The organism is Micromonospora sp. WMMD1102, assembly GCF_029626265.1.
Classification (GTDB): Bacteria; Actinomycetota; Actinomycetes; order Mycobacteriales; family Micromonosporaceae; genus Plantactinospora.
This window is the reverse complement of record NZ_JARUBN010000001.1, coordinates 35062-60921: the sequence shown is the minus strand read 5'-3', so window position 1 is coordinate 60921 and position 25860 is coordinate 35062. Positions and strand designations below refer to the sequence as shown.

The 25860-nt window shown below is 72.2% G+C and carries 47 protein-coding genes; 2 read left to right on the top strand and 45 right to left on the bottom strand.

What is annotated here, in order from left to right; translation table 11 throughout:
- Positions 1–32 precede the first annotated feature (32 nt).
- The 45 genes from O7626_RS00465 to O7626_RS00245 all read right to left on the bottom strand — a co-directional run bounded on the left by O7626_RS00465 (position 33) and on the right by O7626_RS00245 (position 24937).
- Positions 33–1622, bottom strand: a complete 1590-nt coding sequence (locus O7626_RS00465) for a head maturation protease, ClpP-related (protein WP_278058044.1) — start codon at positions 1620–1622, stop codon at positions 33–35.
- Positions 1619–2875 carry a phage portal protein gene (locus tag O7626_RS00460; protein WP_278058042.1) on the bottom strand — a complete coding sequence of 419 codons (1257 nt, stop codon included), beginning with the start codon at positions 2873–2875 and terminating at the stop codon, positions 1619–1621. Before O7626_RS00460 ends, O7626_RS00465 begins: the two co-directional genes overlap by 4 nt.
- Positions 2872–3123, bottom strand: a complete 252-nt coding sequence (locus tag O7626_RS00455) for a hypothetical protein (RefSeq protein WP_278058041.1) — start codon at positions 3121–3123, stop codon at positions 2872–2874. Before O7626_RS00455 ends, O7626_RS00460 begins: the two co-directional genes overlap by 4 nt.
- 11 nt (positions 3124–3134) lie before the next feature.
- Complete coding sequence (locus O7626_RS00450; RefSeq protein ID WP_278058039.1) at positions 3135–4688, bottom strand: hypothetical protein; 1554 nt, start codon at positions 4686–4688, stop codon at positions 3135–3137.
- Positions 4591–5331, bottom strand: a complete 741-nt coding sequence (locus O7626_RS00445; protein ID WP_278058037.1) for a hypothetical protein — start codon at positions 5329–5331, stop codon at positions 4591–4593. The genes O7626_RS00450 and O7626_RS00445 overlap by 98 nt, the downstream gene beginning before the upstream one ends.
- Before the next feature lie 189 nt (positions 5332–5520).
- Positions 5521–5844 (bottom strand): HNH endonuclease, encoded by a 324-nt coding sequence (locus tag O7626_RS00440; protein ID WP_278058035.1) that lies wholly within the window; start codon positions 5842–5844, stop codon positions 5521–5523.
- Positions 5841–6035, bottom strand: coding sequence for a hypothetical protein (locus O7626_RS00435; RefSeq protein WP_278058033.1), 195 nt, complete (start codon positions 6033–6035; stop codon positions 5841–5843). The genes O7626_RS00440 and O7626_RS00435 overlap by 4 nt, the downstream gene beginning before the upstream one ends.
- Positions 6035–6436 carry a hypothetical protein gene (locus O7626_RS00430; protein ID WP_278058031.1) on the bottom strand — a complete coding sequence of 134 codons (402 nt, stop codon included), beginning with the start codon at positions 6434–6436 and terminating at the stop codon, positions 6035–6037. The genes O7626_RS00435 and O7626_RS00430 overlap by 1 nt, the downstream gene beginning before the upstream one ends.
- Before the next feature lie 218 nt (positions 6437–6654).
- Positions 6655–7488 carry a hypothetical protein gene (locus O7626_RS00425; protein WP_278058030.1) on the bottom strand — a complete coding sequence of 278 codons (834 nt, stop codon included), beginning with the start codon at positions 7486–7488 and terminating at the stop codon, positions 6655–6657.
- Positions 7485–7931 (bottom strand): hypothetical protein, encoded by a 447-nt coding sequence (locus O7626_RS00420; RefSeq protein WP_278058028.1) that lies wholly within the window; start codon positions 7929–7931, stop codon positions 7485–7487. Before O7626_RS00420 ends, O7626_RS00425 begins: the two co-directional genes overlap by 4 nt.
- 2 nt (positions 7932–7933) lie before the next feature.
- A complete protein-coding gene (locus O7626_RS00415) occupies positions 7934–8062 on the bottom strand; it encodes a hypothetical protein (protein ID WP_278058026.1) in 129 nt (42 codons plus the stop codon).
- A complete protein-coding gene (locus tag O7626_RS00410) occupies positions 8059–8556 on the bottom strand; it encodes a hypothetical protein (protein WP_278058024.1) in 498 nt (165 codons plus the stop codon). The genes O7626_RS00415 and O7626_RS00410 overlap by 4 nt, the downstream gene beginning before the upstream one ends.
- Positions 8553–8738 (bottom strand): hypothetical protein, encoded by a 186-nt coding sequence (locus O7626_RS00405; RefSeq protein ID WP_278058022.1) that lies wholly within the window; start codon positions 8736–8738, stop codon positions 8553–8555. The genes O7626_RS00410 and O7626_RS00405 overlap by 4 nt, the downstream gene beginning before the upstream one ends.
- Positions 8735–9058, bottom strand: coding sequence for a WhiB family transcriptional regulator (locus O7626_RS00400; protein WP_278058020.1), 324 nt, complete (start codon positions 9056–9058; stop codon positions 8735–8737). The genes O7626_RS00405 and O7626_RS00400 overlap by 4 nt, the downstream gene beginning before the upstream one ends.
- A gap of 2 nt (positions 9059–9060) precedes the next feature.
- Positions 9061–9741 carry a hypothetical protein gene (locus O7626_RS00395; protein ID WP_278058018.1) on the bottom strand — a complete coding sequence of 227 codons (681 nt, stop codon included), beginning with the start codon at positions 9739–9741 and terminating at the stop codon, positions 9061–9063.
- Complete coding sequence (locus tag O7626_RS00390; RefSeq protein ID WP_278058017.1) at positions 9738–10505, bottom strand: hypothetical protein; 768 nt, start codon at positions 10503–10505, stop codon at positions 9738–9740. The genes O7626_RS00395 and O7626_RS00390 overlap by 4 nt, the downstream gene beginning before the upstream one ends.
- The gene (locus O7626_RS00385) at positions 10502–11575 is read right to left on the bottom strand and encodes a DUF4326 domain-containing protein (protein ID WP_278058015.1); all 1074 of its coding nucleotides are present in this window, start codon (positions 11573–11575) and stop codon (positions 10502–10504) included. Before O7626_RS00385 ends, O7626_RS00390 begins: the two co-directional genes overlap by 4 nt.
- Positions 11572–11841 carry a hypothetical protein gene (locus O7626_RS00380; protein ID WP_278058013.1) on the bottom strand — a complete coding sequence of 90 codons (270 nt, stop codon included), beginning with the start codon at positions 11839–11841 and terminating at the stop codon, positions 11572–11574. Before O7626_RS00380 ends, O7626_RS00385 begins: the two co-directional genes overlap by 4 nt.
- Entirely contained in the window at positions 11838–12662 is an 825-nt protein-coding gene (locus O7626_RS00375; RefSeq protein ID WP_278058011.1) for a DNA adenine methylase, read from the bottom strand. The genes O7626_RS00380 and O7626_RS00375 overlap by 4 nt, the downstream gene beginning before the upstream one ends.
- Positions 12659–12898, bottom strand: coding sequence for a hypothetical protein (locus tag O7626_RS00370; RefSeq protein ID WP_278058146.1), 240 nt, complete (start codon positions 12896–12898; stop codon positions 12659–12661). The genes O7626_RS00375 and O7626_RS00370 overlap by 4 nt, the downstream gene beginning before the upstream one ends.
- On the bottom strand, positions 12895–13218 hold the full coding sequence (locus O7626_RS00365) for a hypothetical protein (protein WP_278058144.1): 324 nt from the start codon (positions 13216–13218) through the stop codon (positions 12895–12897). The genes O7626_RS00370 and O7626_RS00365 overlap by 4 nt, the downstream gene beginning before the upstream one ends.
- On the bottom strand, positions 13215–13364 hold the full coding sequence (locus O7626_RS00360) for a hypothetical protein (RefSeq protein ID WP_278058143.1): 150 nt from the start codon (positions 13362–13364) through the stop codon (positions 13215–13217). The genes O7626_RS00365 and O7626_RS00360 overlap by 4 nt, the downstream gene beginning before the upstream one ends.
- Entirely contained in the window at positions 13361–14182 is an 822-nt protein-coding gene (locus O7626_RS00355; RefSeq protein WP_278058141.1) for a phage Gp37/Gp68 family protein, read from the bottom strand. Before O7626_RS00355 ends, O7626_RS00360 begins: the two co-directional genes overlap by 4 nt.
- Positions 14175–14738: a hypothetical protein gene (locus O7626_RS00350; protein WP_278058139.1), complete on the bottom strand. Its 564-nt coding sequence runs from the start codon at positions 14736–14738 to the stop codon at positions 14175–14177. The genes O7626_RS00355 and O7626_RS00350 overlap by 8 nt, the downstream gene beginning before the upstream one ends.
- Positions 14731–15081: a hypothetical protein gene (locus tag O7626_RS00345; RefSeq protein ID WP_278058137.1), complete on the bottom strand. Its 351-nt coding sequence runs from the start codon at positions 15079–15081 to the stop codon at positions 14731–14733. The genes O7626_RS00350 and O7626_RS00345 overlap by 8 nt, the downstream gene beginning before the upstream one ends.
- Positions 15074–15337 (bottom strand): hypothetical protein, encoded by a 264-nt coding sequence (locus O7626_RS00340; protein ID WP_278058135.1) that lies wholly within the window; start codon positions 15335–15337, stop codon positions 15074–15076. Before O7626_RS00340 ends, O7626_RS00345 begins: the two co-directional genes overlap by 8 nt.
- The gene (locus O7626_RS00335; protein ID WP_278058133.1) at positions 15334–15732 is read right to left on the bottom strand and encodes a hypothetical protein; all 399 of its coding nucleotides are present in this window, start codon (positions 15730–15732) and stop codon (positions 15334–15336) included. Before O7626_RS00335 ends, O7626_RS00340 begins: the two co-directional genes overlap by 4 nt.
- The gene (locus tag O7626_RS00330) at positions 15723–16310 is read right to left on the bottom strand and encodes a hypothetical protein (protein ID WP_278058131.1); all 588 of its coding nucleotides are present in this window, start codon (positions 16308–16310) and stop codon (positions 15723–15725) included. Before O7626_RS00330 ends, O7626_RS00335 begins: the two co-directional genes overlap by 10 nt.
- Positions 16303–16473 carry a hypothetical protein gene (locus O7626_RS00325; RefSeq protein WP_278058130.1) on the bottom strand — a complete coding sequence of 57 codons (171 nt, stop codon included), beginning with the start codon at positions 16471–16473 and terminating at the stop codon, positions 16303–16305. The genes O7626_RS00330 and O7626_RS00325 overlap by 8 nt, the downstream gene beginning before the upstream one ends.
- Positions 16470–17081, bottom strand: coding sequence for a hypothetical protein (locus O7626_RS00320; protein WP_278058128.1), 612 nt, complete (start codon positions 17079–17081; stop codon positions 16470–16472). The genes O7626_RS00325 and O7626_RS00320 overlap by 4 nt, the downstream gene beginning before the upstream one ends.
- Positions 17078–17299 carry a hypothetical protein gene (locus tag O7626_RS00315; RefSeq protein WP_278058126.1) on the bottom strand — a complete coding sequence of 74 codons (222 nt, stop codon included), beginning with the start codon at positions 17297–17299 and terminating at the stop codon, positions 17078–17080. Before O7626_RS00315 ends, O7626_RS00320 begins: the two co-directional genes overlap by 4 nt.
- Positions 17296–18201, bottom strand: a complete 906-nt coding sequence (locus tag O7626_RS00310; RefSeq protein ID WP_278058124.1) for a recombinase RecT — start codon at positions 18199–18201, stop codon at positions 17296–17298. The genes O7626_RS00315 and O7626_RS00310 overlap by 4 nt, the downstream gene beginning before the upstream one ends.
- A gap of 12 nt (positions 18202–18213) precedes the next feature.
- Positions 18214–18711 (bottom strand): hypothetical protein, encoded by a 498-nt coding sequence (locus O7626_RS00305; RefSeq protein ID WP_278058123.1) that lies wholly within the window; start codon positions 18709–18711, stop codon positions 18214–18216.
- Between the two features lie 13 nt (positions 18712–18724).
- Positions 18725–19744 carry a lambda-exonuclease family protein gene (locus tag O7626_RS00300; protein ID WP_278058121.1) on the bottom strand — a complete coding sequence of 340 codons (1020 nt, stop codon included), beginning with the start codon at positions 19742–19744 and terminating at the stop codon, positions 18725–18727.
- Positions 19741–19881: a hypothetical protein gene (locus tag O7626_RS00295; protein ID WP_278058120.1), complete on the bottom strand. Its 141-nt coding sequence runs from the start codon at positions 19879–19881 to the stop codon at positions 19741–19743. The genes O7626_RS00300 and O7626_RS00295 overlap by 4 nt, the downstream gene beginning before the upstream one ends.
- Positions 19878–20171 carry a hypothetical protein gene (locus O7626_RS00290; RefSeq protein WP_278058118.1) on the bottom strand — a complete coding sequence of 98 codons (294 nt, stop codon included), beginning with the start codon at positions 20169–20171 and terminating at the stop codon, positions 19878–19880. Before O7626_RS00290 ends, O7626_RS00295 begins: the two co-directional genes overlap by 4 nt.
- A complete protein-coding gene (locus O7626_RS00285) occupies positions 20168–21136 on the bottom strand; it encodes a hypothetical protein (protein WP_278058116.1) in 969 nt (322 codons plus the stop codon). Before O7626_RS00285 ends, O7626_RS00290 begins: the two co-directional genes overlap by 4 nt.
- Positions 21133–21444 carry a hypothetical protein gene (locus O7626_RS00280; protein WP_278058114.1) on the bottom strand — a complete coding sequence of 104 codons (312 nt, stop codon included), beginning with the start codon at positions 21442–21444 and terminating at the stop codon, positions 21133–21135. The genes O7626_RS00285 and O7626_RS00280 overlap by 4 nt, the downstream gene beginning before the upstream one ends.
- On the bottom strand, positions 21441–21824 hold the full coding sequence (locus O7626_RS00275; protein WP_278058112.1) for a hypothetical protein: 384 nt from the start codon (positions 21822–21824) through the stop codon (positions 21441–21443). The genes O7626_RS00280 and O7626_RS00275 overlap by 4 nt, the downstream gene beginning before the upstream one ends.
- A complete protein-coding gene (locus tag O7626_RS00270; RefSeq protein WP_278058110.1) occupies positions 21821–23254 on the bottom strand; it encodes a hypothetical protein in 1434 nt (477 codons plus the stop codon). Before O7626_RS00270 ends, O7626_RS00275 begins: the two co-directional genes overlap by 4 nt.
- A 72-nt stretch (positions 23255–23326) precedes the next feature.
- Positions 23327–23599, bottom strand: coding sequence for a hypothetical protein (locus O7626_RS00265; RefSeq protein ID WP_278058108.1), 273 nt, complete (start codon positions 23597–23599; stop codon positions 23327–23329).
- 10 nt (positions 23600–23609) lie between these two features.
- Positions 23610–23843 (bottom strand): hypothetical protein, encoded by a 234-nt coding sequence (locus tag O7626_RS00260; protein ID WP_278058106.1) that lies wholly within the window; start codon positions 23841–23843, stop codon positions 23610–23612.
- A gap of 28 nt (positions 23844–23871) precedes the next feature.
- Positions 23872–24105, bottom strand: coding sequence for a hypothetical protein (locus tag O7626_RS00255; protein WP_278058104.1), 234 nt, complete (start codon positions 24103–24105; stop codon positions 23872–23874).
- Entirely contained in the window at positions 24102–24740 is a 639-nt protein-coding gene (locus O7626_RS00250; protein ID WP_278058103.1) for a hypothetical protein, read from the bottom strand. The genes O7626_RS00255 and O7626_RS00250 overlap by 4 nt, the downstream gene beginning before the upstream one ends.
- Entirely contained in the window at positions 24737–24937 is a 201-nt protein-coding gene (locus tag O7626_RS00245; RefSeq protein WP_278058101.1) for a helix-turn-helix domain-containing protein, read from the bottom strand. Before O7626_RS00245 ends, O7626_RS00250 begins: the two co-directional genes overlap by 4 nt.
- A gap of 93 nt (positions 24938–25030) precedes the next feature.
- On the opposite strand from O7626_RS00245, the gene O7626_RS00240 reads away from it, so the two are divergent.
- Together O7626_RS00240 and O7626_RS00235 are read left to right on the top strand one after the other, a co-directional pair.
- The gene (locus O7626_RS00240) at positions 25031–25474 is read left to right on the top strand and encodes a hypothetical protein (protein ID WP_278058099.1); all 444 of its coding nucleotides are present in this window, start codon (positions 25031–25033) and stop codon (positions 25472–25474) included.
- Between the two features lies 1 nt (position 25475).
- The gene (locus O7626_RS00235; protein ID WP_278058097.1) at positions 25476–25760 is read left to right on the top strand and encodes a hypothetical protein; all 285 of its coding nucleotides are present in this window, start codon (positions 25476–25478) and stop codon (positions 25758–25760) included.
- Positions 25761–25860 lie beyond the last annotated feature (100 nt).

Here is a 25860-nt window from a genome sequence, read left to right as displayed (position 1 = left end):
ATGGTGCAGTGAGGCCCGGTCTGAGTGCCGGATCAGTCCTCGTCGAGCAGCGCCGCGACGTGCACGAGGCTGCGGCCCGCCGAATCGCCCGCATCGACAGCCCGAACGGGCGCAGCGGGGGGAGTTGCGGGAGTCAGGTCGGCGCGGAGCTTCAACCGCGCCATGGCGGCGCGAGCGGCACCGGCCGGTAGGTGATCCAGGTCAGCGAGAACTTCGCGGGCGCGGGCCGCCACGTCGGTGTACGGGTTGGCGCCGTAGTTGACGGCGGACACGTCGCCGCGGTCGATATCGGCGTCGGTGACCCGGAATTCACTGAAATCCGAGGACCACTTGCCGCCGCCGTCGCCGAGCATGAACGCGAAGCTCATCTCGGTGATGTCGCGGTCCTGGATCGCCACGACCAGGTCGGTGACGTCCTGCCGCTTCGGGTTGAGCCACGCCTCCACGGCCAGCCCGACGCCGTCCATGGAGAGCTTGAGACTGCCGTTCGTGGTGCGGGCCATCGTCACGCCACGGTGGTTGACCAGAAACGCCACGTCGGGCCCGGCGGCCAGGGTGCGGTCGAACGCCCGGGCGTCGATGACCTCCATGTACGGGCCGTGGGCGTCCCACATCTCGTACGGCGTCTCGACGACGGAGGCGTGCCCGGTGACGTGGTACCGCTGCTGACCACCGTGCTCGACCAGCTCGGCTCGCAGGGTGGCCGGGAACGCGGCCATCCGCGCCGACGACTGCTCCGCACCGCGCCGCCGTGGCCCGGCGGCTGCCCGTTGCTGCGCGGCGAGCCGACGCTCGCCGTCACTGGAGCTGTCGCGCGCCGACGTCCGGGCGCCATCGGTGCTGATGGCGATCCGATGCGAGGTTGGCGCAGGGGCCGCCCGGCGGCCGGCGTACCGGTAGTAGCCCAGATCGTGGCGGCGCTGCATGCGCTCTTCGAGGTCGGCGTCACCGGAGACCGGCCCGTACTCCGATATCCGGTCGGCGAGGCCCATCTGGACGGCCTCGCGGGCGAACATCCACGTCTCGGCCTTCATCAGATCGCGCCACTCGGCGAGAGTGCCGCCGCCCTTCATCTGGTACAGGTCGGCGATGTTTTCCGACTGCCGATCGAGGAACGTCTGCATCTTGCCGTGGTCCTCGGCGTTGCCGTCCTCCAGCGCCGAAGCGTCGTGGATCATCAACTGCGAGCCGGGCATCATGATGACCTCGTCACCAGCAGTGGCGATCACCGAGGCTGCCGACGCGGCCAGCGAGTCCACGTACACCTCGACGCGCGCCGGGTGGTGCTTCAGCGCGTTGTAGATGGCGATCGCGTCGAATACCGACCCGCCCGGGGAGTTGATCCGTAGCCGGATCACCGGTGCGGTGATCTCCTCCAACTCGGCCACGAACTGCTTCGCGGTGACCCCGAGCGACCCGCCGATTTCATCGAAGATGAAGACCGTGGCGAAGCCATCGCCGTCGCCGTCCTCGTTACCGGCCTGGTTGCGCACGGCATACCAGGGCAGCCGGGCGCCAGCCAGATCCGCCACCGACAGCCGCTCACGCTCGGCCAGATCGACAAGCCGCGCCGCAGTGCGCTCGACCCGGCTCTGCAGCCGCCGAACGTGAATGCTGGTCACTGTCCCACCTCACTCGGGTCCGGGTACGGGTACGGGGCCGCGCTGAGCGGGTTGACTTGCTCCCACGGCCAGCCGGCCGTCGCCCGGGTCGCCGCCTCTGACATCGCACTTCGGGGCGCACCGAACAAGCGATCGAACTCGGCTTCCTGTTCGGGTGTCAGCGGCGGCTTGTCGTAGAAGGCGCGGGCCTCGCTCGGGGCCAACGTTCGGTTGTTGATCCGCTCCGTGATGACCTTCGCCTGCGTCTGCGGGTCCATCCGCAGTAGGGCATTGGTGTTCAGCTTCACGAACCGGGGTGCGGGCAGCAGTTTGTTCAGGTTCTTCTCGCGCCGAGCCACCGCCGGCCCGAGGTGCATCACCAGGAACTGCAGGTTCCGCTGCAACGCCGACTGATAGGTGATTGACCCGGGGGCACTGATGGCCGCCTCGATCAGGTCGACCGGCGCGCCGAGGAAACGCGAGATGTCCGCCAGCCCGTACCGCTTGCCGTCGATCCACTCCATGCCGACGTTCTGTGCCTGCAGGAAGCTGAACTCCCAGTCAGACCCGTGCACGAACAGGTCGCCGTTGGCGACGCTCGCCTGGTATACGTCCTTGACCTGCTGTGCCTGGTTTCGGTCGATCGTCTTCGCCACGTTCTTCATCCGGGCCTTCGGCACGCCGCCGCCGCCGAACCAGTCCAGCGCGAACTGCTGGATCGACAGGTACTCGCCGATCGTCCAGGCTGCGTACGCGATCGGGGACAACCCCACCGGTAGTCCGGCCACCACGAATTGACGCTCGTGCCAGACCTGTTCGGGACCGTACTCCCTGCCGTCGAGTCGGTAGACCAGGGCGCCGGTGTCCCGCTTCTGCGTCACCGAGCACACCTCAATCGGCTGCAACTCGATCCGGGCCGGCAGGCCGAGCGCGTTCCGCTCGACGATCAGGCCGAGCGTGTTGCCTGCGCGGTCGAGATCGAACTGGCTGGCGTACATCCAGTCCACGTAGTCCCACCGCTCGCCGCCCGGCGCCACCAGTACCGGCGGCTTCGGCACCTCAACCTGCTGGCCCGCGACCTTCCGGTACGTGTCCACCGGAAACGTGGACATCAGGTCCGCCCGCAGTCGCAGGCAGGCCCATACCGCGCTGTGGCGCAGCGCCGTGTCGTTCGTGACCTGGACGGCGCCACGCTTGCCGCCGGAGCGGCCAGGGATGAGCTGATCGGCGGGCGCGATCGTCGCGTGCCGCTTCTCGCGGCGGAACAGGCTCACGTCACGTCCTCACGGTGCCGGCGCGTCCACCGCGCGACGAACTCGCGCAGCCGCTCGCCGAAATGGCCATCCATTGCCCCGGGGCGCGACTCGGCGAACCGGGCCGCCAGCTGCGACCCGCCGAGCAGCACGCCGCCGGCCACCAGCAGCGCCGCGCGGCCCATCGCCGGCTCGGCGAGGTAGTACGCGCCGGCAGCCACCAGCAGCAAGCCCGCAAGGTCAAGGAGAGTCGTAGCGATCCTGTTCACCGTGCCTCCCCTCAGAAGACGCTGTCAGCCACGTCGTAGTCGCCCAGAACGACGTCCACCCAGAGCCGGTAGCCGTACCGAGCTTCGGTCACCGCGCACAGCGGCCCGATATCCACCTCGGACGCCCGCCGGCCCCACCCGATTTGGCCCGCGTCGCCAATCGGGCGGGCCACCGCGCCGCGCACCGCCACGTCGAGCGGCTCCTGTCCGAGGTGTGCCATCCGCGGCACCGCCGTTCCGTCGATCTCGATCGGGGGTGCCCGGAAGCCGTCGATGAACTGGCCGACCGCATCAACCGCAGCGGCGGTGTCCAGCTCCAACAGGTCACCGCGCTTCGGATCCTGGTCCCATTCCTCGCGGTCCTGCGGCCGTTCGATGCCGTGCTCTCGCAGGTCGGGCAGGAACGTGTGCGCGCCGTTCTTCTGGTCGTACGCGATGCCGATCGGGTCGAGTACCTCGCGCAGCTCCACCAGCCGCGGCACCAGCCAGTCCGTCCCGGGTCGGTGGTCGATGAGCTGCATGTGCTCCCGGCCGTCGTCCCGCAGCGCGTACAGGCCGATCGTCGCGTGGTCCCGCAGAGGCGTCACGTCGAAGGCCAGCATCACCGGCTCGCCGTCGCCGCGGCGCGACTCCCGGTCCAGCATTTTCGACCACATCGCCGGGTCGAGCACCGCACCCGGCACGGCGGCCGGCAACCATACGCCGAGCCGCTCGTGCGCGAACTTCTCGCCCAGGCCCGACTCGGCCCGCTCGTCTTCGACGGTGGCCTCGAGGATTCGGATGCCCATCGCCGGATTCGTTGCGTACCAGAGATCCCGGTCGTCCAGCCGGAGCCGGTCCACTGGGTTGTCCAGATCGAGGTCGGCGCCCCAGTCGAACCACGCCAGCCGCGGCCTACCTGCCTCGCCGTCCGCCTTCAGGCGGTACGCCCAGGCGTCGGGCAGCTCCGGCGGTGTACCGAAGAACCAGATCTGCGGGTCCGGCCGGGCCGAGATCGTCGGCATCAGGGCCGCGATTTGCTGTTCGGTCAGCTCCTGGCCCTCGTCCAGGATGTTCTTGTCCCCGGAGAAGCCTCGGCCAGACGTCCGCGACCGGGCCACGAATCGCAGCCGCGCCCCACCGGCCTTCCGGGTCAGCGAGATGCCCTGTTCGCCGTTCGCCTGCCAGTACCGGTCCACCTTGGCGTCCAGGTCCGGACAGCGCTCGATCAGCTCCTTGAGGCGGAGGAAACCCTCCTGTGCGGTCTTGTACTCGTGCGCGCTGTGCAGGATCAGCCGCTCACCGGCCAGGAACAGCCAGAACAGCTCCAGCGCCTCGATGATGCCGCCCTTGCCGTTCTGGCGCGGCACCCAGCAACCGACCCGGGTCGCGGCCCACCGGCCTCGGTGCTCGCCGAGGCCGTGCTGGAGCACGTACCGCTGCCAGTCGTCCAGGCGCAGGCCGGCGGACTCGGCGAGTTCGATCGCCTCAGCCGCCGAGCTGCTCGTGTACGGCGGGTAGTTCGCTATCCGCGGCGTCTGCGCGCCTCTTCTCGCGGCGAGCGCGGAGCTGGTCGACGGGGTCACCGGTGGCCACCTCCCCGTCGGGCTCCGGCGCATCCGGCTCGGCGGTCGGTGCTTCCAGCTCGGCGATGGCCGCAACGACCGCGCGCAGCTCCTTCGCGATTACCACGGAGTCGCGACCGCTCGCCGCCTCCATCTCGGTGGCCAGCTTGTCGCGGATGCGCGCCAGGAAAGTCCGCGTCTCGTCTGCGTCCACCCTGTTCGCCGCCATGAGTGCCTCTCTCGCTCGGGCTGGGGACAAGCCACGAACTCGCTCACCATCGGTCCGGCGTCGCTTCGTCGCGCCGTCCGCCGAGTTACACCCGAAGTGCGCCAGCCGGACGTTCGCTCGGTCCAGCGGCGCGCCGCCGGCCGCGACGTCCACCACATGGTCAACGCTCGGCGAATCGGGGTGTGGGAACCTCAGCGCCTTGTCGACCGGGCCGGTGCACCGGAAGCAGTTCGTCTCTTCGGCGATGACCTGCCTGCGCAGCTTTCGCCACGCCGTTCCGTGACGGCCGGGAAGATTGCCCGGCTTCCCGGGCCGTCCCGCAGCGCCGGCACCTCGGCACTTCTGGCAGCGTCGCTTACCGGCGGGCAGCGAGCCTTGCGCCGTGTACAACAGCTTGCCGCAGCCGGCGCACGGGGTGTCTGGCTTCCTTGTCATATCGAACTCCCGGAATGCGAAAGCCCCACGCCGGGAGACGTGGGGCCCTCTTCCCGGCGGGAGCTACCCGGCGGGCGTCATGGTGAGAAATAACTCTCCGTGTCGATCTCGGAGAGAGAAATGGGCACCGCTTCGCTGGGGTGACGAGGCCAGGGCCCTAAAAAAGGCCCTGACCTGCGGAAACGTAGATCAGATGGTGCGTGGGTCGATGGCTATGACCACGGCCTGCGCTGCTCGCTGCTCGCGCTCTCGCTCGCGCCTACGCTGCGCGCCCTTGCTGCTGTTGCACCCAAGGTGGGCAGTGGCCAGGTTGTCCAGGCTGGTCAGTGCGCCACCATCCTGCGTCTCGTGCACGTGGTCGACGCTCTTGCTCATCGGGTCGGGCCACGCCAGCGTCCAGTCGATGGGCCGTCCGCAGTGGCAGAGGTAGCCGGGCGTGGCCCTGTCCCGTGCGTACACCTGGCGTGCGAGCGTGCGCCTGCGTCCACCGAGCGCACGCCACGCCTCGCTCACGTCGCAGCGCCTCGCACCTTGGCCTCCAGATCCCGGAGTGCCTCGCTCTTCACCATGATGGTCTTGGCGCCAGACTTGCCTTCGACCTCGATGCCCTCGATCTGCTTGCCGGCTACCAAGCCCTCGATCAGCTCGCGACCAACGCCCAGTCGCTTCGCCGCCGCCTTGGCGGAGATGTACCCCTGCGGCATCACGGCACCGCCACGGGCTCAACTCCGCACGACGTCCGGATCTCGTTGACGAAGGCCAACACCTCGGGCGTCGGGTGGTAGTACTCCTGCCCGTGCGCAACACTCGGGCGCAACCGGACGTGGATCGCCTGTTCCTCGGCCAGCGTGCCGGGCCGGACGGCGAGGACGATCGACGGGTCGGAGCCGTACGCGCGACGCCGGCTCGCCAGGTCGGCCGTGTGGCCCACCTTGATCAGGCCATCCGGGCACCGGATCGCGTAGATGACCTCGGTCCCGGTCAGGTCGCGCAGCGCCTCGTGAATCAGGCGCTTGCGGTCTTGCTCGGCGGTGGCCGCCTGTCGGTGGTAGTACTTGTTGGCCGCACTCCGGAAGAGGCGTCCGGTGGCCTTACGCTTGGGCATGTGCTCGACTCCCTGAAGTCGGGTACGCGAAGGCCCCGGACCGCTGGAACGGTTCGGGGCCTACTTCGCGAGAGGTGAGGGACCCGGGGCGAATGCGCGGAGGTCCCGATTGCTCGCCGACACGACGCCCCGGCGAGACACAGGCGATGCGGTCGGATCCCGTTTCCGGGCAGCGTCGATCCGCAGAACCCGAGTGTGACACCCCTCGTGATCTCGCGTCAAGCCGCACCACTACTCACCGCCTCGCACTGGCTACGCTCCTGGTCAGCCTTGCGCTCGGCGCGCCGCGCATCCTCCAGCGCGGCCCGCTTCAGCACGTCGCCCAGGTCGTACGTCGGCCGGCCGTGATGCTCGCCCGTCGCGACGATCCGCCCGCGTGACGCCCACTGGCGGATCCGCGCGGCCCGGATCGGGTACGCGGCGGCGATCTCGGCGGCGGTGTACGAGTAGCCGCGTACCAGCGAGCCAAGCTCGGCCCGCCGGGTGGCCACGTCCACCACCGCGCCGCACGCCCGGCAGGTCGCGGTCGCCGCGTACGCCCGCGCGTGCAGGTCGGCCCGGCACTCGCCGTCGTCGGTCTCTGCTCCGCACTGGCCGAGCCATCGCCGGTCGCCCGGCCCGTCGACCACGGAGGTGATGACCCGGGCGGCGGCGCTGATGTCCGCGAACGCCTGCGTCGGGCCGAGGTAGTCCTCGGGTGCGCGGTGCCGCAGCCAGTCGAGCTGGGCGGTCAGCCAGCGGGCGGCGGTCACCAGCGGGTCGGCGCCGGCCGGCACCGGGATGCCGCGTTCGGCGGCGATCTCGCGTACCAGCGCGGTCAGCACCGTCTGCGTCTGGTCGAGCCGGGCGGTCGCGCCGAGGTCGAGCGGAAGCCGGCCGCGACCGCCGCCACCGCCGACGGTGGTGCCCCGGCTGGTGAGCCCGGCGGCGACGGCGCGGGCGGCCGGGGTGAGGTCGGCAACGGCGGCGAGCTGCCGCAGCGCCCGACCGCCGCAGCCGGTGCACGCGTACGCGGTTCCGGCGTCGCGCTGGCAGATGGCGCACTCGATCACGCTGCGAGCCTCCAGATCGTGGATTTGCCGGGCCGGGGCAGCCGGTGCACGTCGCCGCTTTCGGCCATCCGCGCCAGGGCCCGGGCGAGCGGGCCGTAGCGCTCTTGCTCGGTGAGGCCGAGGTCGTCGGCCAGCTCGGTGGTGGTGCGGGCGGCACCGTCGCTGAGCACCTTGGCGACGGCGGCGGTGATGCGGGGTCGCGAGATCCAGCCGTCGAGCTGGTCCGGCGGGCCGTCGACCACGCGCACAGCGGGCCGGTGGTAGCCGTACTGGCAGGCGTGACCGAGGTCGAGATCGATCAGGGGGCGCCAGCCGGGCGGGGTGGTGTGGTTCCGTCGGGCCCTGGTGTAGTCGCGGGCGTAGCAGTTGACGCACTTGCCGCGTGCGTGGCTGGGCCTGCCGGGGTGGCAGTCGGCGGGCCGCCGAGGGGTGGGGCTCGGCATCGTCACGCCTCCTTGCCGGTCGGGATCGGCCGGTCGCACTGGTCGCAGATCAGCCAGCCGCGTACGGCGCGGCGTAGTCGTAGGCAGATGCCGCAGGCGAGCGCCCACGGCCGGGTCGGTGGGTGAGTCACCGCCACCACCACCGACGCCAGCTCCACGAGCGGCGGAGTCGGCCGCTGCTGTTGATGGCGTTGCGGAGCGCGGACACGGCGTCGTCGGTGGCGAGCTTGGCCGGGCCGGCGAGGTCGCGCACGGCGTCGGCGTTGAGGTCCGTCGCCGGGTCCCGCTCGATCGCGGCGGACAGCTGGCGAATCTCTTCGACGGTGACCGGGGGGCCGGCGGGCCGGCGCCAGACGACGGTCATCGTTCCGGCGGCTTGGCCGACGGCTACGGCGGCGTCGTCGGGTTCGGCGGTCCAGGGGTCGCCGATGTAGGGCTCGGCCGTCTCAGCGGGCCGTAGAGCGTCCGGATCGGCCGGACCCTCACTCGGGTACGGGTTCGCCCCCGTTCGGCGCCCCACGGCGGACCCGGGGCGGTAGCCGGGCACGGCCTCGCGGTAGGTGGCGTGGCCCGGGTCGGCGTTGGCGGCGGCGCGCCAGCGGCGCTCGAAGTCGTCGGTGGTCACAGCACGCCCCCGAGGTCGCGGGGCGCGGCGACGCAGCGGCCGTGCGCCTCGGTGTGCATCGCGGTGGCCCGGGCGGTGACCGCGTCGAGGTCGGCGGTGGCGGTGATGGTGACCGAGGCGCCGGAGGTGGTGATGGTGACGGTGACGGGCTGCTGGTCGCGAGTGTCGTCGGTGGTGGTCACGCTGCCTCCTGGGCTCGCTGGGCCGCGCGCAGACGGCGGTGGTACGCCTCGCGCTCGTACTGGGTCATGCCGCCCCACACGCCGTGCAGGTCGGCGGTCGGCTGGTCGAGCGCCCAGCTGCGGCAGCGGGCCAGCAGCGGGCAGCGGTCGCAGATGGCGCGGGCCGGTGCGGACGCGGTGGGGCCTTTTTCCGGGAAGAAGATCTCGGGGTCGGCGCCCTGGCAGGCGGGTGTCTGGTCGGTCTGGTGGAGCCAGCGCGGGTAGGCGTCGGGCTGGAAGCGTTGGGCGCGGAACTCGCCGGCGAATCGGGCGGCGGGCATGGTCAGGCCTCCTCTCGGGCGAGGCGTTCGGATCGGCAGGGGCCGCACGAGCCGGCCAGCTGGCCGCGGTGTTTGCGGCAGCGGGGTGCTTCGGCGATGCGGCGGGCTTCGGCGGCGGCCTGGTCGCGGTCGTGCTGCTGGCGGGCGCGTCGGGCGTCGCCGCATGGTCCGCAGGGTCCGTCGGCCGGGGTGTCGAGGTGTTCGGGGCATCGGGAGGGGGGCGGCTCTTCGCGCGCGCTACCGCTAGCTACGTACGAAGAGCGCCCCCCTATAGGGGTCGGGTCGGGTCGGGTCGGGGGTTCAACGATTGGCGAAGCAAGTGCTTCGGTTTTGCTTCCCTGGTTGCTTCGGGTCTTTCCGCTGGCCAGGCCACCTTTCCGCCCGGCTGCCGCGCGCTTCTCGCGCATCGCTCGAACGTCGCTCGCGGCCGGGTTGTAGTCCGTCCAATCGTGGAACTGGTGGCCTCCACGGACCCGACGCCACAGCCCGGCGGCGACCAGCTTCCGAGCCAGCGGCACCGAGTCCGGGAGCAGCCGCGGCAAGGCGTGGTCTGGCACGAATCCCTCGGTGAGGTGCGCGCTCGACCAGGCCCCAGCGACCACCCACAGACCCAGCGCGGCCGGGTCGGTGGCGAGCACCTTGGGGTGTGCGTGGAACGTGTCGTCCACCTTGAACCACGTCATGCGGCGGTCTCCATCGCGTCGAACAGCGACGGGGCGGCCCGCAGGCCCCGGAGGACCGAGATCACGAGCCAGGCCGTCCGCTGGTTGTTGAGGTTGCCGACCAGCAGCGAGCACGACGGATCGAGGTGGAGAGCCTCGCCGACGTAGCGGCGCCGCTGGGTGTCCGACAACTGGGTGAGGTTGTTGTGCTTGCGCATCAGCTCGTAGACGCCCCAGTCGCGGAGCATCAGCCGGTGCGGGCCGCGGTCGTCGGCGAACCGCAGGCGCGGGATGTACGGGAACCGTCGGGCGCCGGCCGGGATCTCCGTACCGACGTCGAACAGGGCGAGCTGCGGGGAGTCCGGGGAGGCGGGGTTGTGCTCGAACTCCAGCTCCATCGCGTCGGCGTGCAGGATCGCCAGCGACAGCCGGCGGTCGTTCGCCTCGGCGATGGATGACACGGTGCAGCGGCGCAGCAGCTCGGCGCGGGCGGTCCGCGGTACGGTGCCGGTCGCCTCGAAGACCCGGTTGATGTGCTGGTGCACGCCGGGGCGGCGGTCTCCGGCGAGCCGGTAGGACTCGGGCCGGGAGTCGCGCGGGTTCCGCTCCAGGCGGACAGTGTTGACCGACCAGCGGGCGGGGGCGCCGTGCCGGGCGAGCGGGTACACCCGGACGAGGCTCCGCAGCGTGGCCGAGTAGCCGGCCGAGCAGACGAACACCCGGCCGTCGCTGTTCGGCTCGGGCACGGTGGTGCCGAGCATCACGAAGTCGTCCAGGACCATCACTGCTCGGTCGCCTCCTTCAGCACGTCGCCGTGGCAGTCGTCGGGGGCGCACCAGCACGCGAGCGCCTTGCCGGTCAGCGATTCGATCCGGTCGAGCAGTGATGGCTTGTGCGGCAGGTAGTGGTCGGCGTAGTTCCGGATGACGGTCTGGCGGTCGCCGTCGGCGGGCATCTCGAACGGGTTGCCCCAGTCGGTGCGCCGGTCGATGCGGACGAGCAGCCCGGCGGCGTCGGCCCACCGGGTGAGGTTGGCGTGGTGGGCGCGCAGGGAGACGACGACGGTGCGGCCGGCCTCGAGTTCGGCGCGCAGCGCCAGCTCGTCATCGGACCACTGCGGCTCCGGGGCCGGCTCGGGCTCGATGGCCGGCGGCGGGGTGGTCTCGCGCTCGTCCTGGTCCTCGGGGCGGCCGTGGCACATGACGCACCGGCCGGGGCCGTTGGGGAAGTTCTCCGAGTAGTGGTCGCCTTCGCCGTCGCATTCGTCGCAGCGGAGGTAGCCGGCCTTGGCTTGGTCGTCGGGGAGTTCGGTGCCGCATGCCTCGCACGCCACCGCATCGGCGGTCGGCTCAGGGGTGGGCAGCGGTGCCGGGGCCGGGGCGGACTCTGGTCGGCGAGCCGGGTAAACCTTCCCGTCGGCGCCCCGTCGGGAGTCCGGCAGGTGTTCACTGGTGAACACCTGCGGGTCGCTCAGCACCTTGTTGACGTACGACGGGGCGACACCTGCCACCTGCGCGATTTCGCGCTGCGACAACTCCCCGATGCCTGCCGGGGTGGCGCGCTGCGCCAGCATCACGATGTGCTCGCGCAACTGCTCGCCGGTCAGGTGCCGACGCCGGGAGTTCAGGTGCCGGGCCACCTCCCGTGCCTCGTCTTCGTCGGCGACCTGGACGACGTCGACCCGGTACTCCACGCCGAGCTCGTCGGCAATCCGGGCGCGGTGGTGGCCGTCGATCGTGTTGCCGTGCTGGTCGCGGACCACGGGGACGAGCACGCCGAAACGCTCGATGCTGGCGCGCAGCGCGTCGGCGATGTGTGCCGGCAGGACGTCGAACAACTGGTAGGGCGCGCTCACTTACTTCCTCGTCTCTTGCGGGTGGGCGCCGGGCCGGGGTCGGCCGAGTCGGCGCCGCAGGTTGTGCAGGTGGAGGGGAACCACTGGCGTTTGTCGATCCAGTACGGCGGGCCGGGTCGGAGGTAGCCGCCGCAGGGGCAGCTGCCGACGACGCCGCCGGCGGATCGGGTGTGCTCCCATGGGGCCGCGTTGATCCGTCCGCCGGCCAGGTATTGGCGCCAGATGGTGCGCCGGCCGGTGGGGAGCAGCGTCGGCCCCTCGGTCATGCCGACCGCCCCCCGACGTCGAACAGGGCACCCTGGACGCCGAGCGGGCGGTTCGACCAGAGCACCTCGGCGGTCGCCTTCGCTGAGCCGCCCTGCGTGGTCTGGGCGGCGATCTCGTGGCGGTGCCAGTCGGGGTACAGCTCCCGGTCGTAGAGGTCGCACGCGTACCCGGACACGACGACCGCGGCGCGGCACTCGTGGAGTGCCTTGGCCAGTTCGCGGTGATCTGCCGGGTCGGACATCTCGCACCGGTAGTTACTGCTGTTGCGAACCTCGGCCGGGTACGGCGGGTCGACGTACAACAGCGCCGACGGTTCGGTGCCGTACTCGCGCGCCACCTCGAGCGCGGGGCGGCAGTCGAGCGACACTCCCACAAGGCGCTCGGCGGCGGCGGGGATCCTGTCGCGGTACCAGGCGAGGTAGCCGGTCATCGTGGACCCGCCGGCTGTCTTCCGATGCCAGCGCCAGCCGGTGGGCCGCAGTCGGGCGTTGACGCCTTGCGTCAGTCGGACGTGGACCCGGCGGGCCACCTCGAGGTCATCGGCGGCGGGAGTGAAGGCGGCGACGTGTTCGGCGCGGGAGTGCGGGGTGAGCCCAACCGCCACCTCGAGGTCGCCGGGACGATCTCGCAGCACGCGCCAGTACGTCACCAGCTCGCCGTCGAGGTCGTTGACGGTCTCCATCCGGCTGCGAGGCTTGGCCAGCAGTACCGACAGCCCGCCGCAGTACGGCTCCACGTAGTGCTCGTGCGGCGGCAGCAGCGCGACGATTTGGTCGGCGATCCGCTGCTTCCCGCCGTGGTACGGCACGGGCGGCCTCACGACCGGCTCCGTACTGGGATGTCGGCGATCACCCGGGCGACCGGTCCGCGGCCGGGCCGGTGCTGGTGTTCGCACGCCTCGTCTCGCCGGCCGCCGTGGACGTCGCGGACGACCATGCGGCCCGTGCAGCGATGGCAGAGGCCGAACAGGCACAGGAGGCAGGCACGGGGCGGGCCCTTGAAGGCGCCGGGGTCGGCGGGGCGGGCGCGGAAGTACGTCACCTCGGGCCGGGTCACGGTCGCTCCTCAATGGCCTGGCGCAGGTAGCACACGAGGTCCAGCGCTTCCTGGTAGGCGTCGACCAGGGCGTCCCGGCCGTTGTGCGCGTGCAGGCTGGTGCCGTACCGTTCCCGGCCGACCGCCTCCCGGTCGACCAGGTCGCGCCGCACCAGTGCCTGAATGGACATCGGCGGCTCTTCGCCCGGCTGGCGCGGCGGCGGCTGGTCCACGATTCGGCCCGGCACGTACCGGCGGCCGCCTCGGGCCAGGTCTTCGACGGTGGTGACGTCGATGCGCTCGAAGTCGGGCTTGCTCGGCGCGGTGTCGTACTCGCTCACCGGTCCTCGCTCTCGGGGTCGGGCGCCGGCTCACGGTCGGCCGGCTGGTGGTCGGGGGCGGGGACGCCCCGGCGGTGAGGCCGGGGCGTCCCGAAGCGCTCCGCGAGCACCTCGCGGTACAGGGCGGCGCGCTCTTCGTCGGTCACGGCCGGTCCGGGTACTCGTCCCAGGTGCGGCCGTCCAGCTCGCGCCCGCCGGCCTTCGGTGTCCGCCCGCCCCACTGCTTGAAGAAGAAGGCGACCCCGGACGCCTGGCACCGGTCCCGCAGGTCCCGCACCCATCCCGGGTCGACCGAGCGGGCGCCGGGCCCGGACTCGCCCCCGGCGATCAGCCAGTCGATGCCGGTCAGATCGAGCGAGGGCAGCGGGCCGAGTAGCGGCTCGGCGGAGATGAATCGGACGGCGGCGGACGTAGCCCGGAGCGGGCACGCGCGGCCGGCGTACCGGTCCAGCTCGATCGACGTGCCGAGCCACACGTTCGGCAGCGGCCAGGCGGCCTCGTAGAGGGTCTGGGCGGTGTCCGTGAGACCGGCTTCGTCGGCCGCCTCCAGCAGCGTCACCCCGCCGTCGATCTCTTCACCGACCAGCCGCAGCATCCGCTCGGGCCGCTTCGTCAGGATCTGGTAGGTGTGCTGCGGGGTCCGGGCCATGACGCCGAAGGCCTGGGCGACGAACTCGCGCGGGACGCGGGCGTGGAACAGGTCGGACATCGAGTTGACGAACACGGTCCGGGGCGCCCGCCACCGCAGCGGCTCGGTCAGCGCCGACTGGTGGACGGCAACCCCGAAGCCGGGGCCGCTGGTGCGCGGGTCACCGTCGGTCTGGTACTTCGCCGACCCCATGGCCTTGAGCCGCTTCGCGAGGGTGAGGGCGTAGCAGTTGTCGCAGCCGGGGCTGATCCGGTCGCAGCCGGTGGTGGGGTTCCAGGTGGCTTCGGTCCACTCGATGGTGCTGCCGTCACCCATCGGTGCCTCCGATCCGGTCGCCGATGAGCAGCCGGTCGCCGAGGTCGTTGACGCCGACCCGATACCGGCCGTACCGGCTGCGCGGTGGCAGGTCGCCGACGGCGGCGGCGATCTCGACCTGGACGCGGACCGCACACGGGATGACCCGGCAGGTGGTCGGGTGGTCGACGGCCCAGCCGCCGTCGGCGGTGAGTCTCAGCACGTGGTCGAACGGGTCCGGCTCGGCGGCCGGCAGTACCCCGGCGGACCGCAGCAGTCCGGCCAGCCGCTCGACGTCGGCCCGCCGCCAGTCGGCCAGGTCGTCGCCGTGCCGGCAGTCGCCGGCCATGCACTCCGCGTCCTTGACGTCGCAGCGCACCAGCTCGGGTAGGAGGATGACGTGCCCGGCCTCGCACTCGACCTGCCAGCCGCCGCCGAGCGCGTCGCCGGGGGTGAGGATGGTGCCGCCGGGCTCCAGCTCGCCGGCCACCAGCGGGGCGTAGAGCTCCCAGCGGACGGTGAGCGGCTCGCGGCAGTTGGGCAGGATGCAGGTCAGCGATCCGTACTCGTCAGGCATCGCCGGTCACCTCCGCCGCGATCCGCTCGGCGATCCGGCGCTCGATCAGGTCGCCCCACGCCTCGGTGAGCAAGCGGTACTCGGCCTGCATCGCGCCGCTGCCCCTGGCCTCGATCTCGGCCAGGGCGAAGAACCCGAGGTCCACGGCCTTCGGGTCGGCCGGCTCGGCGGGGTAGAACGGCGACTCGTCCCAGCCGCCGTAGAGCTGGCCCACCACGCAGTGCTCGGGGTCGTGAACGTCGAGCGTGATCAGGTCGATGTCGCCGACCCAGCCGGGCCGGTTCTCATCGAGCCAGCGGGCGCCGCGTTGGACGCGGGCGGCGATCCGGACGTCCTCAGCCATCCGAGGCACCGCCCGTCGCGGTCTCCGGCGGCGTCCAGCCGAGCGCGACCAGCGCGGCCGTCGTCTCCGTGTCCAGCACCGCATGGACGTCCACGCCGGCACTCACGCGCTCCCGGATGGTCGTGCTCAGCACCAGCAGCGGAGCCTTGCCGACCTCGCTGGTGAGCATGAAGCCCCGGACGAGCTTCGACATGTCGCGGCCGCCGACCACGAGCTGGCCGTGGCCGGCGCCGTCGACCTGGATCACGGCCTTCACGGCTGGCCGTCCTGCGCGGCATGCGCCTCGGCGCGCTCGGCCAGCAGCTCCTCCGCGCCGGCCTCCGGCACCACCCGGCCGTCCTCGGTCACGTCAAACAGCGCGTCCGGCTCGGTGTCCTCCAGCCCCGTCCGGTCCTTGTACCGGCGGGCCAGGATCGCCCGTACCGCCTCGATGTCCGCGTTGTCGAGCACGACCTCGATGTGCGGCAGCTTCACCGTCGGCGTCCGCTCGCCGGTCTCGGCGGACACCTGGAAGAAGTTCGGCTTGATCCGCACGACGCCCCAGTACTCGGCCTGCTGCAGGTCCTCGTTGACGAGCTTGTCGGCGATCGCCACGAGGCCGTTGCGCGGCCGGTCCGCCTTGGCGAACGCGGCGGAGATGTTCACTGACACTGGGTGGGTCCTTCCTGGTTGGTCCGGTCGGCGGGCGCCGGCCGGTGCGGCTGCGGGTACTCCCACAGCCAGAGGGACTTCGGGCCAGCCGCCGGATGACCGGGGCCGCGATGCTTCGTCCACGTGGCGTTCGGCCCCGGCGGCGCCCCCGCCCGGTCGGTGACCCGGCGCCAGCCGTCGAAGCGATAGATCCGGCCCTCGTGCCGGTCGTTCTGGCTGTAGGCCACCGCCGCCCGAGCCGGCCAGTACGACCAGGCCGGGCCGGCGACCTCGCGCCAGAGCCGGAGCATCACCCGGGTCGCCCACCGACAGCCGGGCGCCGAGCAGAGCCGGGCCAGTTCGACCAGTTCGCCCCGCGGGTAGCCGGCGGCCGTCGACCCGACCGTGCTGGCGCTGACGGCAACCGAGACGGGCCGGCCGGCAACCTCCAGCACCCAGCCCTCCGAGCCGAACGGTCGGCGGCACGGGCCGAGGTTGTGTCCCCAGTCGGCAAGCAGGCCGTTCGCCGTCTCGATCGCGGCAGGGGTCAAGCCAGCGGCCGTGGCAACCAGCACTGGCTGGTAGGTCGCGCTACTCATCGCCGACCCCGCAGACCGCGCAGTCGCGCCCGTGGGCGAGGTGCCGGCGCCGGGCCGACTCGGTGCCGCACGGCTCCAGGTCGTTCGGCCCGTACGGCGACGGGGCGGCCGGCGGTACCGGGTCGGCGGCGATGGGGCGGGCCGGGCGCGTCGGGGCGGTCACCGCGGTCCGCCCGTCACGGGCACGACCGGCCCGGTCTCGGTGGCCAGGTCGGGCCAGCGAATCCCGGCCAGCGCCCTGGTCTGCTTCTGCGCGGTTACCCGGGCCAGCGGCCGGCCGTACGCCTGGCAGGCCATGGAGAGCAGCGCCAGCGCGTCCGCCTGGTTGTCGTCGCCGACGTGGCACAGCCCGCCGTACGTCGCCGTGACCGCCTCACGAACGGCGGTCTTCGTCGCGTTCCCGTTCCCGGTGGCCCAGATCTTCAGGTCCGGCGGCCGGACGTCCAGGTACGGGATCCGCGGCTTCCGCGAGTACAGCCAGTGCTTGACCACGCCGTGCAGCTCGGCCAGTCGCAACGTGACGTCGCCGTGCCCGTCGAACTGCGGCAGCCACTCGACGACGACCAGGTGCGGCTTGGCCAGCGCGGCGGCGGCGACGTCGGTGAGGATGGTGTGCAGCCGCTGGTGGTCGATGTCCGTGCTGCCGTGCCGGGTCCGTGCGGTGTGCACGGTCCGGCAGCCCACCTTCGGCTCGCCGTGATGGTTGTGGGTCCAGCTCACGCCCGTTGCTTGCAGCGACAAATCCAGGGCCAGGAAGCGCAGCTCGATCACCGGCCCTCACCGACCCACGGCGGCACGTGCACGGGCTGCGGGATCATCCAGTGGATGTCCCGACCGAACCCGCCGGACTTGTTCGGGCCCAGCACCGTGACCGGCGGCAGGTCGTCGGGCGCCATGTCGGCGCGCAGGCAGGTGTCCGAGCAGTAGCCGCCGACCAGCTCGTCCGTGCGGGTGCACTCGGGCCGCGCGCACGTCTGCGGCGCGGTCACGGCTGCCCGCCCGGGGTGGCCGTCGTGGGCCAGTCCTCGGCGTCCGGCTCAACCGGCGGCGCCTCGGCGGGCACGTCGGCGGCATCCTCCACCACGTCCCCGTCGATGTAGTCCGCCTGCGCGGCGGCCGTACCCTCCGGCATCAGCGGCTCGGCCGCGACCCGCTGCGCCTCGGCTGCCGCCCGGAGCTGTTCCCGGCGGTACTCGGCGCTGGTCGGCACCCACTTCTGCAACTGCCGCACCGCCGACTTCAGCCACATCGCCGCTTCGTGGTTAACCCACGGCGAGTACTTCGAGTCGGACCCCTGCGACGACTGCTTGATCCGGGCGATGTCGTCGCGGCCCAGCTCGACCACCCGCGACACCGCGCCGTCCTTCATCCGCGCGTACGCGTAGACGCCGAGCAGCGGGCCCCGGTCGGCCTCGCTCGCGAACGGCCTGAAGCGGTGCACCGGCACCTCGTCCACGCCGCGCTGGTAGCGGTATTCGTCGTTCTCGCGGACGACCTCGGCGACGATGCTGGACACGGCGCCGGCCCGGTACATCAGCTCGATGTGGCCCTGGTAGCCGACGATGCCGAGGATTTCCAGTCGGCCACGCTGCTTGCGCGGGGTCAGGTAGTACTGCTCAGTGCCGGGGTCTAGGCCGAGCCGGGCGGCGTCGAGCAGCGCGGCGAGGAACACGCCGGGGTTGTTCGCGGCGGCCTGTTCCAGCTCGAAGGGGTTGGTCGGCTTGTCGTCGACCCGCCTGCCGCGCTTCAGGGCGCCCTGGGCGAGCCGGACCCAGGTCTCTGCCTTCACGTGCGAGGGGAGCACCTGGGCGAAGCTGGTCGAGTACTGCTTGATCAGGCCGGCCGGGGAGTTGTCGCGCTGGGCGACGGCGTTCGCGATGGTCTCAGCCACGGTTGGCGCTCCTCAGTGGAAGTAGACGAGGCCACCGTCGGCGGCCAGCTCGAAGGCGCGGGTCCAGTCGGCGTACCGCTGCCGGTCGTAGTCGTCGGCGAACTCGGCGGCGTACCGGTCGGCGTACTCGCGGAAGTCGGCGAGCAGATCCCGGGCGGCGTCCGGCCCGATGGAGCCCTCGTTGTCGGCGAACCAGATCAGCTCGAAGAACGGGCGGGCCGGATCGGCTGCCGGGTTGAACGCCTCGCGCAGGCCGTCCCGCCAGCGGCCGTAGCCGGAGTACGAGCCGGCCCGGAAGCCGTGCGCCTCCGTCTTCTCGGTGCGCTCGTAGCAGCCACCGTCGAAGAATGTTGAGCCGCTTACGCGGGTGCCGAGGATCGGGATCCCCCGGAACGACTCCGGGAACGCGTCGTAGGCGTACGCCTGGATGTGCTCCTCGCTCTCGCACCAGTCGTCGGTGTGCTTGCCGAGGTGGTTCAGGTGGCTGTAGGCGGTGATGTCCAGTCCCATCGGACAGCTCCTCTCAGGCGTAGGTGGCCGATCGGCCGGGGTTGAGCCGGTCCACGACCGGCCAGTCGTCTTCCAGCGCGGTCAGCTCGGCCGTGTCGCCGGACTGGTCGTAGACCGACCGGGACGCGACCAGCCGGCCGTTGCACATCGCCCGGCGGCCCGAGCCGATCGCCGCCCGAATCCGGGCCTCGTAGCCGTCGACCACCCGCTCGATCCGCTGCCGCAGCGCCCGCGCCCGCCGGTAGCCCTCGGCCAGCTCGACCGGCACCTCCACGTCGAAGTCCTCCACCGACGGGTGGAGCGCCTTCAGCGCGGTCGCGGTCGCCGGGTGGTCATCGATCGGCGGCGGGGTGCCGGCGGCGCGCTGGGCGATGTGCACGGCCGCCGCACCGCGCAGGATCCGGAGGTCTTTCTCATCCCGGCGGCCGTGGTAGGCCCGGAAGCCGCCGGGGCCGAGCATCGCCAGGTGCCACTCATCGACGTCGAGGACGTCGCACTGCCAGAGCACCTGGGCCCGGTAGTAGACGGGGATCTCATCGGTGTCGGGCTCGCCCCAGCCGTCCCAGCGGGCGGTCCACTTGCACTCCAGCACCGCGTGGGCCGGGCCGCCGGCACCGGTGCCCCGGCAGTCCACGCAGAGCGAGATGCCGAAGCCACCGCCGCAACCGCAGCCGCCGCCGGATCCGTCACAGCACGGGCAGGCCATGTGCACCAGTCGGTCCGGGGTGGCGAGCTGCCACGGTCGGGCTTGGCTGGCGTACAGGCCGGCTGGACACACGACCGCGTCCGGGTGGGTGTCCGCCCACCACTCTGCGATGACCGGCTCGCAGCGGCGACCGTTGGACAGGTCCTCGTTGTCCTCTACCTCCCAGCCGTTGGCCTTCCGGTGGTAGAGCGAGAACGCCGAGTCCCACGGGCTGATGCCGACCAGCGCGGCGACCTCGGACGCGGTGACCCCGGCCCGGCGCAGCTCGTGCCAGCGCGGATTGTCCGGGGTGGCCTCGGCGGCGGGCAGCAGCTCAACGGCGGTCATCGCCGATCACCCCGGTTGCTGTCCCAGAGCTGGAAGACGAAGAGGCCGATCACGAACAGCGGCACGCAGCCGACCAGGGCGACGACGGACCCGGTGTCCTCGGCGGCGGCGAGCGTGGCCGCGAGCGTCGAGATCACCGGTCACCGCCGATCGGCCCGAACAGGTCGAGCTGCGTACCGCGCGCCTCGGCGAGCCGGCGGCGAAGCTCGATGTTCTCGGCAGTCAGCCGGCGGACCTCGGCGCGACCGTCCTCCCGGTCGTCCTCTTCGTGCGCCGGCATCTCGCCGACCTGGACCCGCAGCTCCGGCGGGAGGCAGCTCAGTGCGTGTCGGATGTGGCCGAACGCGCCGCAGTTCGGGTGCCGCTTCTCCGCGATGGCCGCCGCCTTCACCAGCTCGCGCAGCGCGGCCAGGGTTTCCGGACTCACCGGTCACCGCCGAGCAGCTCACGCCGGTAGACGTCGACCAGCGCGTCCCGGATCACGTCGTCGTCGTTGCCGGTCGCGGCCCACGACTCCAGCACCTTCGCGGCACCGGAGATCGCGTCGCCGTCGGCGTCGCAGCCGCCGGGCAGCGCCGGGCACTCCCGGTCGTCACCGGGCCGGTGGGCGGTGAAGCAGTCCGGGAACAGCGCGCTGCCGTCGCGGTCGCGGACCATCATCGCGGTGCTCAGTCGCGGCAGCTTGGTGCCGGCGGGCACGACGGCGGCGGTCAGCGAGATCGCGCCGGACGGGCCGCGCAGCACCCACCACCGCTTGCCGTCCTGGTCGAGGGTGCTGAACTCGGCCAGCGACAGCTCGTGCTGGTCGCGCTCGATCAGGTGCTCTTCGCCGCACGCAACCATCGCGTCGTAGAGGTCGCGGACGATCTCGTACGGCTCGCCGGTCTCGGCGGCGAGCCGGCGCAGCTCCCGGTCGACGGCCTCGGGGGTGTCCAGCGGGGTTGCGTCGGCCGGGTGCGCGCTGTCGGGGATCGGCGGCAGCGGTTCGCCCGGTACGGCGGTCCGCTCGGGCAGCGCGGCGCCGGGCTCGACGTAGAGCACCCGGTACAGCTCGCCGACCGGGATCTCTGCATCCGGGCTCAGTTCGTCGCCGTCGGTGGTCCTCGTCAGCGCGATGACCCGGCGCACCATCGCCCGCAGGCGCTCGACCTCGCCCCACGCCAGCCGGACCTCGGCGGTGAGGCCGTCTCGCTCGGCTCGCAGCCGCTCGGCGATGCCCATCAGGTGGCGCCGGTCCCGCTTGGCCTGCAGCGCCCGTAGCTCGGCGACCAGCGCGGGCACCTCGGCGGCGAGCTTGTCCGCGACGTACCCCCGCGTGGCGAGGTCGGCACCGGAAAGCAGCCCCAGCAGCTCATCGACCCGCGTCAGGTCGAGCGGCTCCCGGGCGATCATCGGGCCGCCCCGAACTCTTCACAGCCGACCGCAGCGGCGAACGCGCGGGAGTACAGCGGCCGGTACTCGCCGGTGACGATCTCGACGGTGTCCTCGTGGTGCCGGCTCACGTACACCGCCGGCGTCTCGGCGGTCAGCGGCTCGGCGTGCGCCGGCCCGGCGACGGCCATCTCGTGGACCTCGGTCGCGTAGTCGTCGTCCGCGCCCGGGTGCTCCGGCTCGCCGCCGTCGCGGGCGATGAACCAAACCATGCCGGCGAGGATGGCGACGGCGGCCAGGCCGAGTGCGGCGGTGATCAGGTAGGTCATGACTGGTCTCCAGGGATGATCGGGAGGTCGGAGGTGTCGCCGGACGCGTAGCGGGTGATGGACTCGGCCTGGCGGATGACGGCGGCGAGGTCGGCCTCGAAGGAGTCAGGCGCCAGGGCGGCGATCCCGGCCGGCGGCACGTCGCGGATCGCGGTGGCCAGGTGCGCGTCGACCGCGTCCAGCTCGGCGGCACCGGCGGCGGCGATCTGGTCGGCCTGCGCGATCCGGGCGGCGAGCGTGTCGGACAGGTCCGGGGCCGCCGGGCGGCGGGCGGGCTCGCCCCGCTCCGCCTCCCGGTTGGTCTTCCGGGCGCCGTGGAACAGGCCGATGATCAGGGCCTGCACGCCGACGACGATGAGACCGACCGCGACCCAGATCACTGGTCCGCGCCGTTCTGCTCGGCCTCGCGGCGGGCCTGCGCCTCGCGGGCCAGGCCCGGCGCCATCCGGCGCTGGTCGTCGCGGTACCAGCCCGGCGCCCAGCCGTCGAGGTGGGTGGCGTACTCGGCGTACGCCTGGTCCATCGAGTAGCCGGGGCGGGTCAGCAGGGTCGGGTTCGCGTCGTACGACGGCCGAGGGGTGATCCCGGCACGGTGCTTGCAGCCGCAGCGGCCCATACCCATCTGTCCACCGGGCCGCGCCACGCATCCCGCGTCGAGCAGGTGCTCGGCCTCGTGCCCGCACCCGGGGCACCGGCCGTCGTCGTCTACCTCGGTACGCAGTGCGGCCCCGGTGACCCGGTCGAACACGGCACGCTCATCAGCGTCGGGGGTGATCCCGGCGGCGCCCATCCCCCTGGGCGCCGCCGGGACTGCGTCGGCTCGGACGGGCAGGGAGGTCCGCCCGTCGACCCGCTCGGGGTCGGTCGCCGTCGCATCCACCGAGGCCGTGTCGTCGTCCCTCGCACCCTCGGCGGCCGTCTCATCTACCGGCGCGTCCGGCCGGAGCTTGTACTTCGGGCAGCGGCCGACGTGCTTCTCACCGCACCACGGGCACACGTCGTCGGCCGACTGCGGCATGCCGCACCATCCGGTGTCGCCGAACTGGCTACCGAGGAAGACGGTGGTCGCCGGCCGGCCGCACGTGCACACCTCGCCGGGCTCGGCCGGGCGCTCGCCGGGCCACTCCACGGCGTTGGTGTCCGGGCCGGAGGCTGGCACCTCCGGCCCGGACGGCGCGGCCGGGCCCGTCCCACCCGCCGCGCCAGCCACCGAGGGGGAGGAATCCCCGGTGGACGTCTCGGCCGTCTCCGGCTCGACCGTCATGAACGTGTCGATGTTCACGGCCCAGCCCCGCAGGCCCGAACAGTTGCGGGAGTTCGACTCGTACGGCTCGAAGTCGCGGAAGCCGGCACCCTTGACTACGTGGCCCGACCGGGCCGCGTCCGGCATGCCCAGGTGGGCCGCCCACGCGTCGACCATCAGGGGGCTGTCGTCGGCGAAGTGCAGCTTGAAAATGGTGTTGTTGCTCGGCATGCTGATCATGTCCGGGATCGGCAGCCCGGCGTCGATCCCAGCGCGGACCACGTCGAACAGCGCGGACCGGGGGGCGAGGCTCGCGGCCTTCACCTCGGCGTCGGTCGCCACGGCCAGCTTCGCGCCGGCCCGGAACCGCAGGATCTGCGGCTCACCGCCGCCGACCGGAGTCGCGGTCAGAGCGGCCATGTGCGCGCCGTCGGAGTCGGTGTACGGGGTGCAGGCGACGACCTCGGCGAGGTTGCGCCCGCCACTCATCGCCAGCGGCAGGATCGCGCCGGGCTGGATCTGGTCGGCGCGGACCTCGGCCGGCGTCTGCGGTACGGTCTCGGGCATGTCCCCGGTCCTTTCGTAGGGAGGGTTGGGGGTCGCGGTCCGGGCGGGTCAGAGCGCCCGGACCGTCTTGCGTCAGCGGTTGCGGATCTGCTCCAGCTCGCGGGCGTACGCCCGGCGCCGAGCACGGATGAGGAACACGGCGTCCACGACGGCGACTCCGGCGATCAGCACGGCCGACAGCCACGCCGCCGCCATCGCGTAGTGCACGGCCGACACGGCGGCCAGCGGCAGCGCGACGGCCAGTGCCCGCGCCTCGATCTCCGGCCGGTTCCGGTTCCGGATGGCGACGATGCCGGCGACGACGTACACGGCGGCCAGGACCAGCGCGATCCACGGTGCGAACACGGCTTCTCCTTCAGGCGGCGGCGGTCGCCGCGACGGTGGACCCCGACCGGTCCGGTGACTGACGAGCGGCGAACTCGATGGACGGACCGGCCGGGGAGTACGGGCGCCCGCAGTGCCAGCCGTCAGCGGCCGGACGGGCGTACGCGGGGTGCAGACGCGGCGGCCACCAGGCGGCGCAGGACTCGGCCCGGTCGCCGTGCTCGACCAGCAGACGAGCGGTGATCGGTCCGATGGCCTGGTACACGGCGCGCTACTCCTTCGGGGTGGCGGGGTCAGATCAGGTATGCGGCGGCGGTGATGGCCACGCCCGGCGCGACCAGCAGCACAAACATCACGGCGATGACGACGGCGGCCGAGCGGCGGCAGCCGCTACCGGTGCCGGGGACCGGACTGGCCGGCGGCGGGCCGGCGGGCGAGTTCCACCCGGGCATCGGCGACTGGCGGATGTTCCAGCCCCGGCTGCGGGTGGACCGGCCGCGCGGACGGCGGGTGCCCCGGGCGTTCACGCGGCTGCCTTGGAGTCCAGGCGCTCTTGCGCCTCCTGCCACGTCGCGCCCAGATCGCCGTCAACCGCCGCGATCAAGCTGTCCAGGTACGCGCGCCGCTTCCGGTCCCGCTCCACGAACCGCCCGGTCAGCTCTTCCATCTCGTCCGCGTACGCCTTCAGGTCCTTCAGCGGCGTGGTCGTCGGCTCGAAGTCGCTCGCGGGGAACAGCGCACCCTGTTCGCCGATCAGGTCGAGCAGCGCCCGAGCGGCGTCGCGCTCCCGCTCGGCCTCGGTCCGGTGGTCGGCCGGCGGCTCACCCTCCGGCGCCTCGTAGGCCGGGAACCCGGCGCGAGCCAGCTCGTCCCAGGTCCCGAAATCCGTGAGCGCCGCACGGATTTCGGCCTCCGTCTTGTAGGCCCGAGCGCACCGCAGGCGGCGCTGAATCTCTTGCTCGCCGAGCCGGTTCCGACCCCGGGCGTCCTTGCCGGCCGCCGCGATGAGCTGATCCGCGACGCCGTGCCGAAGTGACTTCTCCGACGACATGGCTTCCGGATCGCGCAGGAGCCGCAGGCCCCACAACCACCGCTCCCGGATGCCTCCCGAGTCGGCGGCCGAGATGGCGCGCTCCTGCCGTACGTACTGGGTGGTCTTCATGCCGCGTCGACCGATCCGGCCGGCTGCTCGCCGCGCAGCATCGCCTCCACGCCGTCGCGGGGGAACCGCTTCAGGCCGGACGGCAGCTTGATGTGCGGCAGCTTGCCCTCGCGGGCCCAGCGATGGACGGTCTCGTCGCTGACCCGGGCCGCCTCGGCGACCTCGGCTACCGTTAGGAGGTCAGGAAGCTGTGTCATGGACAGAACGCTAGGCGATGGGTAGACCTGTGTCAAGGACAGCTTTGTGCCCGATTCCTTGCGCGCTGTGTCAAAGCCTGTAAGCTGTCCGTCATGACGACTACTGCTGTTGCGCCCACGACAGGGTGGACCGTCGATACGTCGACGTTCGCCGCTCGACTCGCACTCGTACGCCTGCGGATGGGCTGGAACGTCAAGGAGGCGGCACGAGAGTGCGGCCTACCTGCGGCGACGTGGAGGCTCTGGGAGATGGAGGGCACCCTGCCCCGCCGACACATCGAGGTCGCGAAGCAGATCGCGAACCGGACCGGCTGCGACTACCTGTGGCTGCTGGTCGGCCCCGACGGCGACGGAGACGGTGGTCAGCCTACTCGCGGGTTGCCCAGCGAGATCCGCTCGCAGGCGCTCTACCAGCACGAACGTCCCATCACGACGGTCGGCGACGCACGCCGACCCGTCACCCGCACCAGACCCCGTGCGATGCACAGGTCCCGGGGTACGCGGCCCGCCGGGCGTCCACTCGCGACGGCGGCCTGAGATGGCCGCCCGGGGCAAGCACCACCGACCGCCGGCCCGCTGGCTGCGCCGCCCGTCGACCTGGTTCGCCGTCCAGGCGGCCGTCCAGGCCGCGCTGCTGCTGGCGCTCGTGTTCGCCTTCCTGGTGCCGCAGCGCACCGCCCACGACAGCGGGCCGCCGTTCATCTACATCGACCGGCCGCCGGCCGGGACCGCGTGGTGCCAGGGGAAGATCGCCGACTGCGACCGGATCCAGGGGCAGTGGTGGGTGGAGGACGGCCAGTACCGGGCCGCCGAGGGCGAGTAGCCGGCCCGCAAAGGTGGAACCGTTCCCAGGTCACGCCGTAGTCAGGAACCCGTCACAACAATCCGCCGGGCGGCCGAGAGTGTCTGATCTGGACAGCCAT